The organism is Sphingobacterium sp. BN32, assembly GCF_030503615.1.
In the GTDB taxonomy this organism is placed as follows: Bacteria; Bacteroidota; Bacteroidia; order Sphingobacteriales; family Sphingobacteriaceae; genus Sphingobacterium.
The window spans coordinates 4041735-4058405 of record NZ_CP129963.1; the positions used below are offsets into that span (position 1 = coordinate 4041735).

Genomic DNA, 16671 nt, shown 5'->3' on the forward strand with positions numbered 1-16671 from the left:
CAGAAAAAGACGTCTTCCAGAGTAGGCCTCTCTTACTAACCAATCCACTCATAGCCGCGAGTTTTTGTTTTTAGATATTATTTTATTATTCTTAATAAACTTCTTCAAAACAACTAACACGAGCCTAGCGCACTGTTCGCTAGGCCTCCTTTTTGAAATATCCATGCGGTAATGATATATTGAATTGAAGTCTAATGGTACATTAACGCTATGCTTCTCTGTGTAACATTTTTCTCGCGTTTCTTATTTACGCTTGACCTCCCCAAAAGAACAATAACGTTTTATCCGGGCAAATCAACATTTGCATTATGACTTGTTCCCACGGCATGGTTTAATGCTCTAAAAATGCTATACCATTTTGCTCTAAAAAGATTTTATTCACCATTTCGGCATACCACGTTAAACAAGAATTTGCTAAATTTACATAAAATTTAAAGGTTTGTTAATGAAGCCTAGCGTCAATAGACGGTGGGCTTTCTTCGTTTTCAAATAAATCCTTAATTTTGCGTTCTATCAACTTTTTGATAGGCACACTCAGTAGTTTATGTTTATTAGCCCAACTTTTGTATAAGGGGTGGGGCTTAATTTTTCACATTCACAGCTAGCTCCTCCGCTTCTATTTCCGCTATGACATTCCCGTTTCGAGATGGAATTCGCTTGTTCACTATTAGTGATGGTCATTGTAGGGTATGGTTTCTGATCTTTAACTTCCAAGAGGTCACTAACAGAAAAAACAGTACATTCAACCAGGCAGGCTCATGCAAAACGGTTACATTGAACGTTTCAACCGCACGTTTCGAGAAAGCATCCTTGATGCCTACCTCTTTACAAATACTTGCCGAAGAATGGATTCAGGATCGCGACCAAATGAATCATTGGAAGGAAAGACACTGATGGAATACGATGCGATGCCGGCAGCATGTTATAATTGATGAATTAAAAATTGGACAACTCGGAAAGCAATTGACTCTATTGAGTAAAACAACACTTCTTTCCTGCTAAGCCCACTAAAAATGTATATTACTAAAAATACTAAAATATCTTATCATTTTCACAACTATTTCAGCCTATACCTGTTATATTCAAAAGATATATGCAAAAAAACATACTAGACCATTCTCAGGGCAAAAAAATGGATATTGAAGATCCAGTGGAGCTCGACAATGAAATAGCTGCCCAGAACTTCTTTTTGGAGGCCAAAAGGAGACTTTTAAATATTAACAATTGGCATAAAATCGCTGAGGTTCGGTCCTCTACCTTTGAACATCTAGATATTTTTGGCAACCCGATATTTGTATTGCCCGAGGAAGGAGATTATATAAAAATTGATATTCCGGAACCTGGTCTGAATAGTACAGGGGGTTACGATTATGCTCAAATAAAACAGATCAGTGAAACATCTTCTGCAGAAGATGAATTACTTAGTATAACGGTCAGACCTAGCTCCGACCCAAATTCTGAGCACGATGATGGGACAAAGCATTTCTTTAAGAATATGGTCAGCCAAACCTTTCCAGCGAACAGAGAAAGAAAAATTGTTAAAGCACATTATTATGGAAGAAACGAGGTTATAAACTTAGAAGTAGATTCCTTTGTAGACAGGCTAAGAAACCTTTTTGTAGGACTTAGCGCCAAACTGGGGGCATCGTATCCATAGTGGAAAGCGTGAATAAAGGGCATCTTAAAAACCTAGGCCCATACAGCATGCAGTGGCGGAACTAACTTTGGGCATAGCTAAAAATATGCAACTTGCTAACTCTTAACTAATTTTAAAGCGCTAACTTCTTTCTTGAACCGATCTATGTCTGGCATTACTCTTCGCAATTACTTGCTAGTTTTAATTGAGATGTCTGATGTCCAAGCGGCAAATTCAAACTTATTTTTTTGGTTCGTAGTTTTGAACTTATAAACATCAGGTTTAATTAAATTATATCTATGCTCAGAAATGCGGTGAGTAAAGTAATTAGTCGCGTATATGTAAAACTTTGTATGAAAAATTTATTATGCTTTAGTCATCTGAACTGGGAGTTTGTCTATCAGAGACCTCAACATTTACTATCAAGATTCGCTAAAATTTATAAACTATATTATTTTGAAGAGCCACGACCTCATCATTGCGATGATATACATAAGATAATGAAGGGCGATATATGTATAGTTAAAATTTTGTTTGATGAAAGTAGAGGGTTCAGCCCCTCATTGACCTCTAATCTATTAAAAAATTTCCTAAGAGAAAATGACATCAACTTTTATGATTGCTGGTATTATACTCCTATGGCACTTGAATTTACGCGGGAATTGAAACCCGACATAACCATTTTTGATTCTATGGATGAGTTAAGTGCCTTTAGATTTGCTCCTGCGAAGTTGCTTGAACTGGAAGAGGAGTTATTCAGATATGCGGATGTAGTTTTCACAGGAGGAAATTCTCTATTCCAGGCGAAAAAGCACCGTCATCATAACATACACTGTTTTCCGAGCAGTATAGATATGGAGCATTTCGCAAAAGCAAAACAACCTTGTGAAGAACCCCTAGACCAACAGCATATACCCCATCCTCGTTTCGGATTTTACGGTGTTGTTGACGAAAGATTTGACATTGAATTATGAAAAGAAGTATCACATCGCCGCCCAGATTGGCATTTTATTATAATTGGTCCCATTGTGAAAATTAATGAGGAAGAGTTACCTAGAGGAGAGAATATCCACTATTTAGGAGGGAAGTCCTATGGTGAGCTCCCGGATTACATAGCTCATTGGGACGTTGCATTAATACTATTTGCACTAAATGAATCCACTAGGTTCATCAGCCCTACAAAGACGCCGGAATATCTCGCGGCTGGCCTACCAGTAATCTCCACCCCTATAACGGACGTGGTAAATCCCTATGGGAATGAAAATCTTGTCTATATTTCCTATGATTGCCATCAATTCATAGAGCATGGAGAAAGCATACTCCATCTAAAAGATAATTATAAGTGGAAAAAACAAGTGGAGAAATTTTTAGGAAATATGTCGTGGGACAAAACTTTCGAGAAAATGAACTTAGAGATACGTAAACTCTCAAAAATTAAATCTTAATATATGTATGACTATTTAATCGTGGGCTGTGGATTTGCTGGATCCGTACTTGCTGAGCGCCTTGCGAATGCTGGCTATAAAATTTTGATCGTTGACAAACGCGACCATATTGCAGGCAATGCATATGATTTTTATAATGAAGCTGGAATCTTAATACACAAATACGGACCCCATATTTTCCACACTAATTCAGCCGAAGTTTTTAAGTATTTATCCCGATTTACAGCATGGCGCCCTTATGAACATCGAGTATTAGCTAGCGTAGACGGTCAGCTTGTACCCATACCGATCAACCTAACCACCATAAACAAGCTTTATGGATTGAACCTAAGTGCTTTAGAAGTAGAGGATTTTTTAGCTTCAAAAGCTGAAAAAAGAAGCCCTGTACGCACTTCAGAAGATGTTGTAGTGAACGTTGTCGGACATGAACTCTTTGAAAAGTTTTTTCGTGGCTATACAAAGAAACAATGGGATATGGAACCTGCCGAACTTGATGCTTCCGTTACGGCAAGGGTTCCCACACGTACTAATACCGATGACCGGTATTTCACCGACACCTTTCAAGCAATGCCCCTGAACGGTTATACGGAAATGTTTCGTAGAATGTTATCACATGAAAGGATAAGCATCATGCTGCAAACAGACTACAGAGATCTAATAGATGTAATCCAGTACAAAAATCTTATATATACCGGTCCAATAGATTCTTTCTTCGACTTTAAATACGGGAAACTGCCTTATCGTTCTTTGAATTTTGAATTCCAGACCCTAGACGTGGAAAAATACCAGACAACCGGAACTGTCAATTATCCGCTGAATAACCTTTACACAAGAATTTCTGAATTTAAACACCTCACGGGTCAAAAGCATGATAAAACGACCATCGTATTCGAATATTCTTCTGCGGAAGGAGACCCCTACTATCCCATACCTCGTAGGGAGAACCAGGAATTATACGATAGATATAAAAAATTGGCTGCTGAAGTGCCGAATGTTTATTTTACAGGGAGACTTGCATCTTACAAATATTACAATATGGATCAGGTGGTTGCACAATCCCTGGCACTTGCTAAAAAATTGGAGAGGTTAAATGAACAATAATTATAAGGGCAATCCGTTTCGCTCTTTCCGGATGGCTGGCTTTGAATGTGCCGACCACCTTAATGCATTCGGCAATCGGGTGGATTTTTATAAATTAACTCAGCATGAAGGGTTTCTTGCTCAAGATTACCGAATGCTTGAAGGACTGAAAATAAAAACTGTACGTGAAGGAATCAGGTGGAGCGTGGTGGAAAGAAATGCTTATCAGTATGACTGGTGTGAAGTGGATAGGATGTTGGGAATTGCTGAAGAAAAGAATATACAAATCGTGTGGGATTTATGCCATTTTGGGTTCCCCGATGATCTAACCCCACTCCACCCCATGTTTGCTCGCAGATTTGCTCATCTTTGCGAAAATTTTGTGAAACATATCCGGACCCTATCCTTTGATGGGGAAATAGTTGTTACCCCGATTAATGAAGTTAGCTTTCTTTCCTGGTTAGGCGGAGATGCACGAGGAACCTCTCCCTATTGTACTGCTCAAGGATGGGAAGTCAAATATGCATTGATGAAAGCTTACATCGAAGGAATTGAACGTATGCTTTACGTAGATCCATCGGTAAGAATATTGACAACTGAGCCGCTCATCAATATTGTCCCGGGCGAACCTCAAAAACCCGAAAGTGTATTAAATGCACTTAAAGCGCACGAGGAGCAATTTCAGGTCCTAGACATGTTAAGCGGCAAAATATGTCCAGAGTTGCGAGGGAAACCGGAATACCTCGATATGATAGGATTGAATTTTTATTTCAACAATCAATGGAAATTAGAAAATCATGAGTGCCTCCCATGGGGGGAGCTACCGCCCCATCCGCAATGGAAAACTTTACAGGAACTAATTACGGAAGTATATTTTCGTTATGGTAGTCCCATTGTTTTAACTGAAACAAGCCATCCTCACGAGCATCGGCCAAATTGGATTAAAATGGTAGGCCGCGAATGTTCAAAAATTATAGCGTCGGGAATTCCTTTATGGGGAACTTGTATCTACCCTATAATCGATCGGCCCGATTGGGATTTTCCCGGGATTTGGCATAAGAGTGGGATATGGGACATATTCGACCCGACGACACTTGAACGTGTTGTGAATGTGGAGACTTATAATGCAGTTAATAAATATTTACCGTCGGATTAATCCAGCCTACTAATTTTGACAATGAGAAATTTTAATCGATATATCGGAAAGCTATGTGCTTTTAGTATTCCTTTAGAGGCTGCAAAGACCAAAGTAAAATTAAGTAAATTGAGCGGGGGCCGGCCATTGGATCCGGCGGAGCCTCCGCCGATCGGGTGGATACCCCTTTTATGAAATTTTAGGGCTGTGGATGCGTAGTTCTGCCAAAAAATGACCAGTTTAACAAAACCCAAAAAGAATAGAACAAGGAGTAAAATAGATGAGTTAATTGCATAATATTGTCTGATGGCGTGGAATGAAGAACATTAGATAAAATCGCAAAGTTGCGTAGTTTGCTACTGTAAAAATAGCTCGTCATATAAACGTGTCAGCTTTCACGAGATGCTCCTAAATTGATTAGGTAAGAAATTGATGTGTTTGAGGCTTTAGATATTTCAATGAGGGCCAAGGAGGACATGGAGAGGCAACAGTCCACTGCTGCTTACAATAAGAACCCATCTTGGCAACACTAACTGAACTATTTACGCCTTCAATATTATATTACTAACACAAGGACGCTGTTGATTTACATCGCATATTAGTCGGTTGGTTATCTAGCACATATGCTATAGGTATTCTAAGTAATTTATAGTTTGAACTAGGCTTGGGTAATTTAATCTAGTGACAAAAAAGATTATTCATCAAGATGGCGGAACTAGATTCCGCCATCTTTTGAATTATGTCTAACCTACTTTTTATCAGCCTTGCTATTCAAGTTAGTATCGGCGAGTGATGTTAAACTTTCATCGCACGCTTTCTCTTCCTTAAGCGTGGTCAATAACAATTTGAGCGCATCTTCGTGTTTCAAGACTTTTGCGAAGGCCGCCAGTGTTCCATAAGAAGCTATTTCATAGTGCTCGATTTTTTGAGAAGCTGCAATTATTCCCGCATCACGTACTTCCCCGGGCGCTGTTTCTTCCATGATACTCTTTCCTTCCTCGATGAGTCCCTGCATGGCGTCACATTTCTCAGTTTCAGCTTTCACGCCGATCGATTTAAAAACCTCTTGCAATCGCTCGACATGTTGTTTGGTCTCTTCCAGATGTCCAGTGATCGCATCTTTCAACTTTTTCGATGTGGCATTTTTCTCCATTTTAGGCAATGCTTTAACTAATTCCTTCTCTGCCCACAAAATATCTTTCAGCCCATCTTCGAATAATTCTTGAAGATCTTTTGCAGCGTCCGTTTTCGCTTTTACCGTTGCCTTCTTTTGAGAAGCCGGCTGTTCATTTTTCTTCGTTTCTTTTTTAGTTGTTGTTGCCATAATTAAGATGTTTATGTTTTCTGTATAACAAACTTTTTAATATATGGTTTGGCAACTACACGAAATTATTGCCGAGGACACCATCCTATTGCGCTGAACGCTAACTCCCGCAGCAGCTAGCCAAGACTGGGATAGCAAGCGATAGTTTGATATCATCTATCTAAAAAATTCGATTTGGCTTCCGATATCGCTGCGGAACGATGGACGGTATCGAAGATACCCCATCTGGTGCAGATCAATTATGCATTGGTGGTAGGTAGCGACCGATACTCTTGCCGCCCGCGCACCGTCGCGCGCGAACATGCGCAAAGGAGAGCGGTATTCATGCTCATACCATCGTTGGAGCAGTGCAATATACACGGCTAAGTGCGACTTGCCTATCCGCGGGTCTTGAGCGGATTTGCGGAAAAATCGATGCAAGCAAGAAGAAACATTCATACCATCCATCTTTTTTGAATTAGAGCCTCTTTCCTTTTGATTGCTTAGCGGGTGGCTGCTGATCTACCTGAAGTTTTTGTTTATTTTCCACCTGCACATCTTGCGCACTTTGCTGTCCGTGCTTGTCTAAGTTCATCGAGACGAATTCTAGGCGCATCGAACCATCGTAAATTGCCACGGACTTAAACTTGGGATTCGCCTCCAGAGAAACTCGCCGCGCCCCTTGTTCCAACATAAAGGTTACATCATGGCGATTCCCGCGTTCTAACGAAGCGATAAGATATTCTTTGCTGTCCGGATATTGCAGATCGCTGATGGGAAATTTCTCTAGCTCTCGAGGGAGATCAAACCCGTAATTTTCATGATAATGGCGAAATTTCCTATTACCCTCCAAATCAACTGTTTTAAAATCAAGCTGCACCCATGCCCGATAGCGCTCACCCTCCTTGTTAGTTAAATCTTTGTGCACAGCCCTCCCATGCAAAAGATTATAGGCCTCTTTTAAAGTGAACCGATCTCTTCCGTTCACATAAAACCGCTGCTTGATGCCCTGCAGGCTCGCGCGGTTGGTGATCTTCAACTCGTAGGAATTAAAAAAATACATGTCGGACTGTTTAGATTTAGAGAATCTTAGTTGTGCAGCAATTCGTTCGGCTTCGTCTTCTCGCTTAAAATTCAGCGTAAATTGATCCTGGCCTTTTTTCATCGCTTTCTGCAAATTAGCATTCATCGAATCGCCAAATCCGCTGTACAATAGTTGGTCTCTGAGGTACTCATAATTTTTTTGGTTCATAGTAATTTTCCTTTCTTATGTTTAGTTTAATGGAACCGCTTTGATTAAGTGCTTATTCTTTATCACCAGTTGTTGGTGGCGCCCTCCTTGATCTTCCCAAAGCTGCAGTCGTAATTCTTTCCCTTTGCCTAGCGACAATTTAGGTGTCACTAGCACTACGGAATGTGCAGAACGTCGTTCCAATCGTCTGACATCACCCAAGATATACAGCGGAGGTATCTCTACTTCTTGGTGTGCCCCACGTCGCGCACGTTTTCCATCGCTGCTATAGAGCGCTAGCCGACTGATATCAAAAGGAATATAGCTCTTATTGGTAAGCTTAACATGAAAGTACATCTGATCTTCGCTGATATAAATCCCGTTAAGGCGTAGGCCAATCTGTTGCCTTTCCCGGCCGACCGACATACTAGGCACTAGCAATTGCGATACCTTTAGGGCGCGCGCGTGATACCGCTGGCGAGCCTGAGTAGCGCGATCGTTGACGGCGTCTGGTTGTACAAGACCAACCTCCCAGATGAGTTTTGTGGGGTTGTGCTCGTAGGAAACATTGAAAACATGCAGACTACCATCCGCGCACAGCACGGAAAGGTTAGTGTTCTCAAAGCCGGATCCTGATGCTTTTATTTGGAGTAGGTCAGCCGCCATGGGTGACCGTTGAGCCAGAATGTCCGCGCTTCCTCGGTCAAACACCGTGATGGGATGGGCAAACAGAATATTAGTAGTTTGCTTGTCATTAATCTTTATTGTATCTCGGTGCACACGTGCATACGTTTTTATCGAAGACTGCGCCGAACATAGCTCTGCCATCAGCAGTGGCATGTAAAATAAAATGTTTAATAGGAGTTTCATAGCATAATGATTATTTAGCAATGGATAGGTCTTTTAAAAGCAAGCGATAATCAGACTTGAGTTCTATTCTAATACGCCTAGCTCTCTTGGAAAACAGGGACTTTGCAGCTTGAATACCGGCGCTGGTAGCCTCAGAAATTAGTGCAGAAGAGATATTTTGTCCAAGTCCTATTGATTGTACGGATTGATCTGCTGATCTGATGATCACCTCCCGGTCCAGCATCTCGGGCACGTATATCCCTTGAATGCCATCAATGTCATGAACCTCTAACTTAGTATTTACGATGCGACCATTCACATTGATGTTCCCGACGCGGATCTTCATACGTTCACCATTTAACTGAACAGCTCCATATACAAACGTGCCTTTGGGAACTTTTACACTTCCGGCATGGTAGTCTTCTAAGAGCCTCATCTTCAGCACCGATCCATTTCCAACAACTTGATTCTCGTGGATAACGGCAGCTACTGCCTTGTGAGCGGCCATATCAACAGAAAATACACTGGAATAAAACCCGCTGGTCAATGAAGAATCTTGCATACGCTCCTGGATTAATGTTCCTCTACTGGAGGCTTCTCGCTCCAAGTGGCGTTGTTGCATAAGCTCAATTTCGGAGGGGGATTCCTTTGGGCTTTCCTTCGGCCCTTGAATTTGGATAATTTTATCTAACATCGTGTTCAGCTGCTGTATTTCAGGATCTGACTCAGTGTCCAGCGTGGAGTTTGAGTGATAAAGCGGAGTAGCTCTCGCTGGCCTTGCCAGCGATTTAGGACCATCTACTTCTAAGGGTGTCTCGATCCGCTGAGCAGCGGTGGAGGAACCATCAGAGGTGGCATCAAAATCCGAAACTTCGTGGAGACTGCGATCCAACTCCGCCAATTTTAAATAGAGCTGCTTTTCATAATCAGGACCCTGCTCATGCATCTCATTAGCGTGTTCACTTACCGGATATAAACCATCGATTCTTTCGGTCCAGTTGTCCGTAAGTGGTTTCCATCGGTTGTTCTGCTCGGCGCTGTCCTTTTCCGATTTACGGTAGTGGTCCAATTTGGACATTTCACGGTCCCTGTTGAGATCCGTCGAGGGAAGCTGCATTAGCCCTCCATGCGATGCTGTACTAGCCTGTTGGGCGGATTTCCCTGATTTCATCGCCCAAAAGATGACAACCAAAAAAGGGGAACACAAGAATGGCAGGGTAAGCAAAAGCCGTTTTTTAGCCTGTGTAAGTTTCAGCGGTAATCTAATTCTAAAAGTCATGGTAACGATTTTTATAGTGTAACAATATCAGTTTTGCGCTATCTAATAGCCCTGGGCGTTTGCTCATAATGCTGTCATGGAGATGTTTCCCCGGCTCGCTTCTGCTCAGACTGTCCATATAGCGGCAGAATCGTTCAATTCGGCGATATTCTTTCTCCATTATCGGCAGTTGGTCTTCTGGGAAAGATATCGCTGACCAAGCAATTGGAGCTGTTTTTGGAAAAACAATGCTATCCAACATTGACGGGCGATAAACAAAGTATTGAATGATGATTACTAGGAAAACAATAAGAAGAAACAGGGCAAGGCGTGGTCCTGGCCGGAGCAACTTTTTCTGATCCTTCCTTGCCAGCCCATATAGGAACCGATTCGGAGGAAACTTGTTAAAGAACTTTAATTTTCTCATCAGTATCTGTTTTGAGTGGATAAATCTCTATTACGAACGGTCCGCCAACGCTCAATAAGGAAACCGTGGGGATTGTTATCGCTACGGGACACTCTTCTTAAGTAGCCTTCGGTAACCAACTCTCGATGGGTTATACTGCGTGGACGAATAATCTGTTGATTTGAAAAGCATCGAAAACGGTAGGGATACTCTTCCACATCGACCTGTACGCTGTCCACCCGAATAGTTTGATTGACGTTGCCTGAAATCAGGCTTGCATAGAAGCCATTTTCCTGTAGGTCATCATAAGCGCGCTTGGCACTCACATCGGCCAAGTACAATGCGTTCTGGAGATTATATTTGATGGCTTTCTCGTCCGGATCTAAGGTGAAGAAATAACGGTGGAAGCTGCGTATGTGCTCACGCGCTTCTACGGGAATATTGTCTCTGGTACTGGATGCAAAAACCTGAAAGGCCTTCCCATCGGCCAGTACATAGATACGGTCCTGCGTTCGACTTACCAGCCGGTAGGCGAATCCTAAAGCGATTACTAGTACAAGACCGCTAGAAATAATCACCAGCACCACTGTCTGTCGCAGCTGACGAAAAGCCGTATCGATATTTTTTATTTTGTTGAACATATTTATCTTTTTTAGGGTGTTCCTTTCATTTTTTCGCGCATATAATCTTCTGAAGCTTGGGGGCGTTCCTGGGGCTTATCGGAACTTGATGGAGTTCCTACAGCATCTGCAATGTGGCTGACGGCATGCTGCGCTCCTGCCAGCGCCACACCAGCGGCGCCGCCAACAGCTGCCGCTCCAGCATTTGCCGTAGTAGTGAAAGCCGTTGAAACTTGCCGACTATAGGCGTCGCCCATACCAGCACTGACAATGTAACCCGCAACGGCGGGCACTGTAAAATACCCCACGATCCCGATGAGCAAGAAGATAAGATAGGCCACATCGGTACGACTGAAAAAGGTATCGCCCGCATCTTGGATCTGGGCGAGATCAATCTTCAGCATATTCTCCTGTATACGGCCGATAATGCTACCAAAGATGTTCGCTACGGGCAGCCATAAAAAGACTTGTATATATCGGGCCAACCATCCGCGAAGCAGATGTGTAAATCCATCAAAAACACACAGCCCAAATACCAAAGGCCCCAAAATAGCTAGCACAATCAGCTGAAATGTGCGTAGCGTATTGATACATAGTGCGGCAGACTGAAAGAGCACCGCTAGGATCTCGCTCATCCATTCTTTAACACTGTTGCGAAAAGCGTATGACGCTTTGGCCATCGCGAACTTAATATCATTGCCAACCCCCTCCAACATCCCTTCTCCCGAGGGGGAATCATCGTAGGTATACTTATACCAGCGATCCCTATCACCCGCACCGTCGTGCCCGACGTACATTTGCCAGGTGTCGGTTTCTTTTATTTGCTCCTTTTTTGCTTGTAAAAGCTCGCTTATCGCTTTATCTGATCTGCCAACCATTTGGCCCGTGGCCTGCACGATCGGCTGCAGCACCCCATTAATAAGCCCAACGACACTAGGAAAGAAAGCGATGCAAAAGCCAAGAGCGAACGGCCGAAGCAAGGGATAGAAGTCGATCGATTCAGCCCGCACGATATGTCGCCAAACTCGAGCACCGATATACCACAGCGCCGCAAACCCGGCTATACCTTGCCCGGCCCCGACCAGTCCGCTGCAGAGCGGGATCATTTCTTGATATAGTTGGTCCAGCACCTGCTGCAAACTTGCTATCTCGCCGGCAAGATCTTGGGCCCTGCCCCCTTGGGGTAGAGCAAAGAGTAAAAGCGAGGGTACTAAAGATCTTCTCATAAGCATATATTTTTGATAAAAATTTATCAGCGATTCATCCTTTCAACCCAGAGCACATCATTGTATTCCTTCATGCGCTGAAGGACCAATAGCTTGTTACGGGAATCAAAGGCGTTTATCGATAGTTTGCGTTCTCTTTGTTTTTCCAGCAGTGCGTCTATCGCTTCTATCCTTTCTGAGTCGCTCATTCGAAACTTACCATCTGCAAGGATTGCAGTGAGCTCTTCCAAGGCTTCCACACTTTCTTTAATAGCCCTACGATGTACACGCGCTATATATTGGAGTTCATTGGAATTAAAACAATCGGAGCGAATGAAGGATAAATAAGAGCGCTTGGTTTGATCCAGGAGTTGAAGCTGTAGACTGATTAGTTCGGAGATTCCGTAATATTTTTTAACCGTCGGATTAACTTTTAGCAATCCGTCAAGGAAAGCTTTGTGCAAGGAGAAATTACCCTGTGTAATATCCTTAACGCTTCCATAACCTTTCGATAGAATCTCATATCCCTGTTTCATTTGACGTAGGACATCCTTGAACTGCGCCAGCTTTTCTACGTTCAGCAGTAATTGTGTGACTTCGTGTTTTTGACCCGAAACGTACACGGGTAAGTGAAAGATCAGCAATGCTAGGATCCACCTCGCTTTAGTTTTCATCCACAACCTCCTTTCCTAATAAAAGCCGATTAAGTCTATGATACTCTCGTTTCTGCGCCCCTCTTGCGGCTATCAGCGCATCTAAGTCCGTAACGAGGGTTTTTGAAAAGGCGAACTCAGACTCCATTTCGGCTAAACAACGATCCAGGAAGCTTAAACGTTGGTGGTCGTTCATCGCCGGTTCCGATGCGTATAGAACCATTTTGAGCTTTTCCTCTCGCCTCATCCTATCTAGGTTTATTCTCGAAAATATTCCACGGAAATACTGTTTTTCCGATGCCGCCAAGGCACCATTTTCGGTTAGTTTAGCTGCAAGTCGCAGGTTATAGGAAATACGTAAATTTATTCTCTTAAATTTTTGCTCATAAGATATAGGGATAGCGCGTATCATGCCCATACGGACTCGTTCGAAAAAAGTGCGATGTCCCTCAAGTTCGGACCTTTTGCTGCCTGCCACAGTGGCCAGACCCGCGGCAAGTACATCATAACCCTTCTTGATATAATCGTTATACACATTGGCTGCGAGAACCTGTTCTAAAGAATACCGAGTTTGAGTCCGCTTCTGCCGGAGCCACTCGGCGGTGTTTTGCGCATTGGTATGGGTTACAAAACTTGCCAACAATACTGAAATAATAAGTTTCTTATCCATAGGATTCATTTTTAGTTTAGTCCATAAATAGATCGGAGATGTTGGTCGTCCAGTACATTTTTTTGCCGATTCAGACGCAGGATATTGGTCTGTTGGTTGAAAACTTTCATGTCAAAGTAGTTCGTTTCCATGCGTTCACGCACCTGCTCGATCAGCGATAAACGCTCAGCATCGCTCATTTGAGTAGTGAAAGATTGGATCACAAGGGTAAGCATGTCCACATTCTCCATACAGTCTTGCAAAATGCCTTGATGAACTTGTTTAATGTGGGCCTTGTCCGCCACACTAAATAGCGGATCTGAGGAGAAGTTCCTCCAGGCCTGTTGAAATTCTTGAAGAATCGATTTCTGCAGGGCCGCCATTTCAGTAATCCGGCGATAATACCGAATCACAGTCTTCACCTTCGTTAGTTCATTGTAATATTCACTATAAAGCTGGCGCTGACGTTCAGACCATTGTGTGATTTCTTGAAGTCGAAGTTTAGAGAGCTTATTTTCTAATTCTTTCTGAGCGTTCTGCAGCCATATTGTTTGGTTCTGAAGCCGCTGCACCCGCAGGTCTACCGCTTTGATGACCCTCTTGATCCCAGCTTTAATGATCTGAGCGATCGCCAGCTGGCTATATCCCTGCGTTATGGGAACACAAACGAGTAGGCCCACTAGCAGTATTTGTGCGAATTTTCTATTTTTCATATCAATCTCCTAGTTTTACCTGTCCGCTTCTAATGGCATTAGCTAAGTTGCGCAACCCGCTAGGCAGGCTGCCGCCCGCCAGACGTACATATTCGCTGAGCATTAACTTTTCTTTCTGTTCGGTACTGAAAATCAGATATTCTTCCAAGGACACCTCGGTACGAAACACTCTGCTTACCACTCCTCCTAAACTGATAAATACTTCTTTGTATTTTAATGCCGGATCATTGGAGCGGTTCAGAGAAAGCACTTGGGCCTTTTCCTTTTCCGTGAGTCCCAAGAGCTCTTGGATATGATCGAACTTATTCTGGTATTTGCTCTGATCGAGCAAGATTTTGCAGTCGCTGTTGTTTATGATAGCCTGTTTAACGATTGGCGAAGAAATGATATCGTCAACTTCCTGTGTAACTACAATCGCTTCGCCATAAAATTTTCGAACCGTCTTGAATAAATATTGTATATACTGGGCAAATCCTTCCTTCATTAGCGCTTTCCATGCTTCCTCAATTAGGATTACTTTGCGAATGCCTTTTAACTTACGCATCTTAGAGATGAACACTTCCATAATGATCAAAGTAACTACTGGGAAAAGAATGGGATGGTTTTTAATTTGATCCAATTCAAATACAATAAAGGGCTGCTGAATAAGATCCAGATTTTTTCGTGCGTTCAGCAAGTAATCGAACTCTCCGCCTAAATAGTAAGGTTTTAGAACATATAGAAAGTTGTCCATATCAAAATCTTGTTGCTTGACATGTTCTCTTCTTAGCTGATGGTGGTAAACCTCTTTGAGATATTCGTAAAAGGTATTGAACGACGGAAAAATATGGGTGTTAGTCCCCAAATACTCGTAGAATCCGGTTATCGCATTAGATAAGGCAACATATTCGGATCGCCTAAATGTTTCATCATCTTTTTTCCAGAGTGCCAGCAGAAGCGATTTGATGCTCTCTTTTTTCTCGGTATCTAGTGAATCGCTCGCCTCCAGATAAAAGGGGTTGAATTCAAGAGGCTGCTGTTCGCTGTAGGTGAAATAATAACCTGAGACCATCTCGCACAGACCCTTATAGCTGTGACCAACGTCAACTAACACGATATGGCTGGACTGCTGCAAATAGGTCCGCACTAGATGATTTGTAAAAAATGATTTGCCGCTTCCGGAGGGTCCAAGAATGAACTTGTTTCGGTTCGTACAAAATCCTTTTGTTATCGGCTCATCGGAAATGTCCACGTGCAGGGGATTGCCGGTCAACCGGTCTCCAAGACGTATTCCTACCGGACTGTTCGAACTTCGAGCAGCCGTCTCCAAATTCAGCAGGCAAGCAGCCTGCGGTGCAAAGGTGTGGAACGTATCGTTCATTGGAAATTCTGCGGCATTACCGGGTATGCCGGCCCAAAAAATTTGTGGCGCACCGACGGTTTCCAACTTGGTGACAGCATCGATTTGAGACAATGCTGAGGAGACACGATCTTTTATCTGCTGCAATTGCGATTTATCGCTGGCCCAGACCAAGAGGTTAAAATGTGCTTTGATAGGTTGTCGCTTCAAGCTGGCAGCTTCCTGCAGAAACTCATCGGTTGCCTGGCGCGCAAACGCATTTTCTCGAGAATATGCTGAAAGCGATTGAAGCCGAAGTCTCCTACGCTCAAATCTCTCGATCGTTTTGATGCGATTATCAATAAAGATATATTGGTTATAGATATGATCGCAAGGGAGCAGTTGACCGATGCTAGATACGAAACCGATTCCTAACTTGGATCTTTCCGTCGAATATCGACTGTAGTCAATTCTGCTGCCACATACATTAGGAAGGTCGTTGACGTCCGAAAGCGAATATAGCTGACAGAAACGATCGCCAATCTTGAGTTCTTCGCCGATCGTTATATCATTAAGTTGTAAAGGCTTTTCAGTAAGGGACAAGGTTAGGTAAGCCTCAATAAATCCTTTCTTGTGCGCGTCGCTCAGAAGCTCCTCTCTTATCAACCGCTTAGTTTTTACCAAACCGCTATCGTTCAAAATACGTATAAACTGAGAACAGATTCCCTCGAAATCTTTTAGCCATTTTTCTTCCAGCAGCTCCGTCGGAATAAATTTCCCAGAAACCAGGCTGCTCGTTAGTGAGTTCACTGTTTTTCTGCTGCTCGAACATCGGGTTAGCATCATAAAGCAGCGATGTTTAAGGAAAGGCCTACCGTTGAAGTGTTCTTCACTGCACCGGTCTAAATGGCTGAGGCTGCCGTCATGGAAATTCGCAGTATATTTTGCTAAGTTGAACCAGTCTTGTTTATGAAAAATGGTCCCCTCGGGAAGCGTGCGTATCGCTTTAATCCACGCTTGATGGAGCGACTCGTATTCCAAATCCGACAGCGTAAATATTTCAGGCAGCGTTACCTCATAAGCAATAGTTACATCTCCCGATTTGCTGAGTATGCAATCGTGCTCCACGTCCATTATAGGGAAAATATCTTTTAAATTGATGCCCATAAG

General features: G+C 42.9%; 15 protein-coding genes and 2 pseudogenes. 6 read left to right on the top strand and 11 right to left on the bottom strand.

The window, feature by feature from the left end; translation table 11 throughout:
• Nucleotides 1-734: 734 nt before the first annotated feature.
• The 6 genes and pseudogenes from QYC40_RS17110 to QYC40_RS17135 form a co-directional block, all read left to right on the top strand.
• Nucleotides 735-827: pseudogene (locus QYC40_RS17110) on the top strand (integrase core domain-containing protein); the annotation flags it as partial.
• Between the two features lie 266 nt (nt 828-1093).
• Nucleotides 1094-1657 (top strand): hypothetical protein, encoded by a 564-nt coding sequence (locus QYC40_RS17115; protein ID WP_301991428.1) that lies wholly within the window; start codon nt 1094-1096, stop codon nt 1655-1657.
• 617 nt (nt 1658-2274) lie between these two features.
• On the top strand, nt 2275-2610 hold the full coding sequence (locus tag QYC40_RS17120; protein WP_301991429.1) for a hypothetical protein: 336 nt from the start codon (nt 2275-2277) through the stop codon (nt 2608-2610).
• An 18-nt stretch (nt 2611-2628) separates the two neighbouring features.
• Nucleotides 2629-3081: pseudogene (locus tag QYC40_RS17125) on the top strand (glycosyltransferase); the annotation flags it as partial.
• A gap of 3 nt (nt 3082-3084) precedes the next feature.
• On the top strand, nt 3085-4182 hold the full coding sequence (glf, locus tag QYC40_RS17130) for a UDP-galactopyranose mutase (RefSeq protein WP_301991430.1): 1098 nt from the start codon (nt 3085-3087) through the stop codon (nt 4180-4182).
• Nucleotides 4172-5317 carry an amine oxidase gene (locus tag QYC40_RS17135; RefSeq protein WP_301991432.1) on the top strand — a complete coding sequence of 382 codons (1146 nt, stop codon included), beginning with the start codon at nt 4172-4174 and terminating at the stop codon, nt 5315-5317. The genes glf and QYC40_RS17135 overlap by 11 nt, the downstream gene beginning before the upstream one ends.
• A 727-nt stretch (nt 5318-6044) precedes the next feature.
• On the opposite strand, the gene QYC40_RS17140 is transcribed toward QYC40_RS17135, so the two are convergent.
• From QYC40_RS17140 to QYC40_RS17190, 11 genes are all read right to left on the bottom strand, one after another.
• Entirely contained in the window at nt 6045-6620 is a 576-nt protein-coding gene (locus QYC40_RS17140; protein WP_301991434.1) for a ferritin-like domain-containing protein, read from the bottom strand.
• 457 nt (nt 6621-7077) lie between these two features.
• Entirely contained in the window at nt 7078-7851 is a 774-nt protein-coding gene (locus tag QYC40_RS17145; protein WP_301991435.1) for a hypothetical protein, read from the bottom strand.
• 21 nt (nt 7852-7872) lie between these two features.
• The gene (traN, locus tag QYC40_RS17150) at nt 7873-8700 is read right to left on the bottom strand and encodes a conjugative transposon protein TraN (protein ID WP_367652297.1); all 828 of its coding nucleotides are present in this window, start codon (nt 8698-8700) and stop codon (nt 7873-7875) included.
• 10 nt (nt 8701-8710) lie between these two features.
• Nucleotides 8711-9958, bottom strand: a complete 1248-nt coding sequence (traM, locus tag QYC40_RS17155; RefSeq protein WP_301991436.1) for a conjugative transposon protein TraM — start codon at nt 9956-9958, stop codon at nt 8711-8713.
• Nucleotides 9948-10364, bottom strand: coding sequence for a hypothetical protein (locus QYC40_RS17160; protein WP_301991437.1), 417 nt, complete (start codon nt 10362-10364; stop codon nt 9948-9950). The genes traM and QYC40_RS17160 overlap by 11 nt, the downstream gene beginning before the upstream one ends.
• Nucleotides 10364-10984, bottom strand: a complete 621-nt coding sequence (gene traK / locus QYC40_RS17165) for a conjugative transposon protein TraK (protein WP_301991438.1) — start codon at nt 10982-10984, stop codon at nt 10364-10366. The genes QYC40_RS17160 and traK overlap by 1 nt, the downstream gene beginning before the upstream one ends.
• Before the next feature lie 11 nt (nt 10985-10995).
• Nucleotides 10996-12189, bottom strand: a complete 1194-nt coding sequence (traJ, locus tag QYC40_RS17170) for a conjugative transposon protein TraJ (RefSeq protein ID WP_301991439.1) — start codon at nt 12187-12189, stop codon at nt 10996-10998.
• 26 nt (nt 12190-12215) lie between these two features.
• Nucleotides 12216-12842 (bottom strand): TerB family tellurite resistance protein, encoded by a 627-nt coding sequence (locus tag QYC40_RS17175; protein WP_301991440.1) that lies wholly within the window; start codon nt 12840-12842, stop codon nt 12216-12218.
• Nucleotides 12832-13491, bottom strand: coding sequence for a hypothetical protein (locus QYC40_RS17180; RefSeq protein WP_301991441.1), 660 nt, complete (start codon nt 13489-13491; stop codon nt 12832-12834). Before QYC40_RS17180 ends, QYC40_RS17175 begins: the two co-directional genes overlap by 11 nt.
• An 11-nt stretch (nt 13492-13502) precedes the next feature.
• Complete coding sequence (locus QYC40_RS17185) at nt 13503-14183, bottom strand: conjugal transfer protein TraI (RefSeq protein WP_301991442.1); 681 nt, start codon at nt 14181-14183, stop codon at nt 13503-13505.
• Nucleotide 14184: 1 nt separating this feature from the next.
• Nucleotides 14185-16668, bottom strand: coding sequence for a TraG family conjugative transposon ATPase (locus tag QYC40_RS17190; RefSeq protein WP_301991443.1), 2484 nt, complete (start codon nt 16666-16668; stop codon nt 14185-14187).
• Nucleotides 16669-16671: the final 3 nt, after the last annotated feature.

Bases quoted from the DNA above. Each gene is read 5' to 3' on its own strand.
- QYC40_RS17115 (WP_301991428.1), top strand. From the start codon at position 1,094: ATGCAAAAAAACATACTAGACCATTCTCAGGGCAAAAAAATGGATATT.
- QYC40_RS17120 (WP_301991429.1), top strand. From the start codon at position 2,275: ATGGCACTTGAATTTACGCGGGAATTGAAACCCGACATAACCATTTTT.
- glf (WP_301991430.1), top strand. From the start codon at position 3,085: ATGTATGACTATTTAATCGTGGGCTGTGGATTTGCTGGATCCGTACTT.
- QYC40_RS17135 (WP_301991432.1), top strand. From the start codon at position 4,172: ATGAACAATAATTATAAGGGCAATCCGTTTCGCTCTTTCCGGATGGCT.
- QYC40_RS17140 (WP_301991434.1), bottom strand. From the start codon at position 6,620: ATGGCAACAACAACTAAAAAAGAAACGAAGAAAAATGAACAGCCGGCT.
- QYC40_RS17145 (WP_301991435.1), bottom strand. From the start codon at position 7,851: ATGAACCAAAAAAATTATGAGTACCTCAGAGACCAACTATTGTACAGC.
- traN (WP_367652297.1), bottom strand. From the start codon at position 8,700: ATGAAACTCCTATTAAACATTTTATTTTACATGCCACTGCTGATGGCA.
- traM (WP_301991436.1), bottom strand. From the start codon at position 9,958: ATGACTTTTAGAATTAGATTACCGCTGAAACTTACACAGGCTAAAAAA.
- QYC40_RS17160 (WP_301991437.1), bottom strand. From the start codon at position 10,364: ATGAGAAAATTAAAGTTCTTTAACAAGTTTCCTCCGAATCGGTTCCTA.
- traK (WP_301991438.1), bottom strand. From the start codon at position 10,984: ATGTTCAACAAAATAAAAAATATCGATACGGCTTTTCGTCAGCTGCGA.
- traJ (WP_301991439.1), bottom strand. From the start codon at position 12,189: ATGAGAAGATCTTTAGTACCCTCGCTTTTACTCTTTGCTCTACCCCAA.
- QYC40_RS17175 (WP_301991440.1), bottom strand. From the start codon at position 12,842: ATGAAAACTAAAGCGAGGTGGATCCTAGCATTGCTGATCTTTCACTTA.
- QYC40_RS17180 (WP_301991441.1), bottom strand. From the start codon at position 13,491: ATGGATAAGAAACTTATTATTTCAGTATTGTTGGCAAGTTTTGTAACC.
- QYC40_RS17185 (WP_301991442.1), bottom strand. From the start codon at position 14,183: ATGAAAAATAGAAAATTCGCACAAATACTGCTAGTGGGCCTACTCGTT.
- QYC40_RS17190 (WP_301991443.1), bottom strand. From the start codon at position 16,668: ATGGGCATCAATTTAAAAGATATTTTCCCTATAATGGACGTGGAGCAC.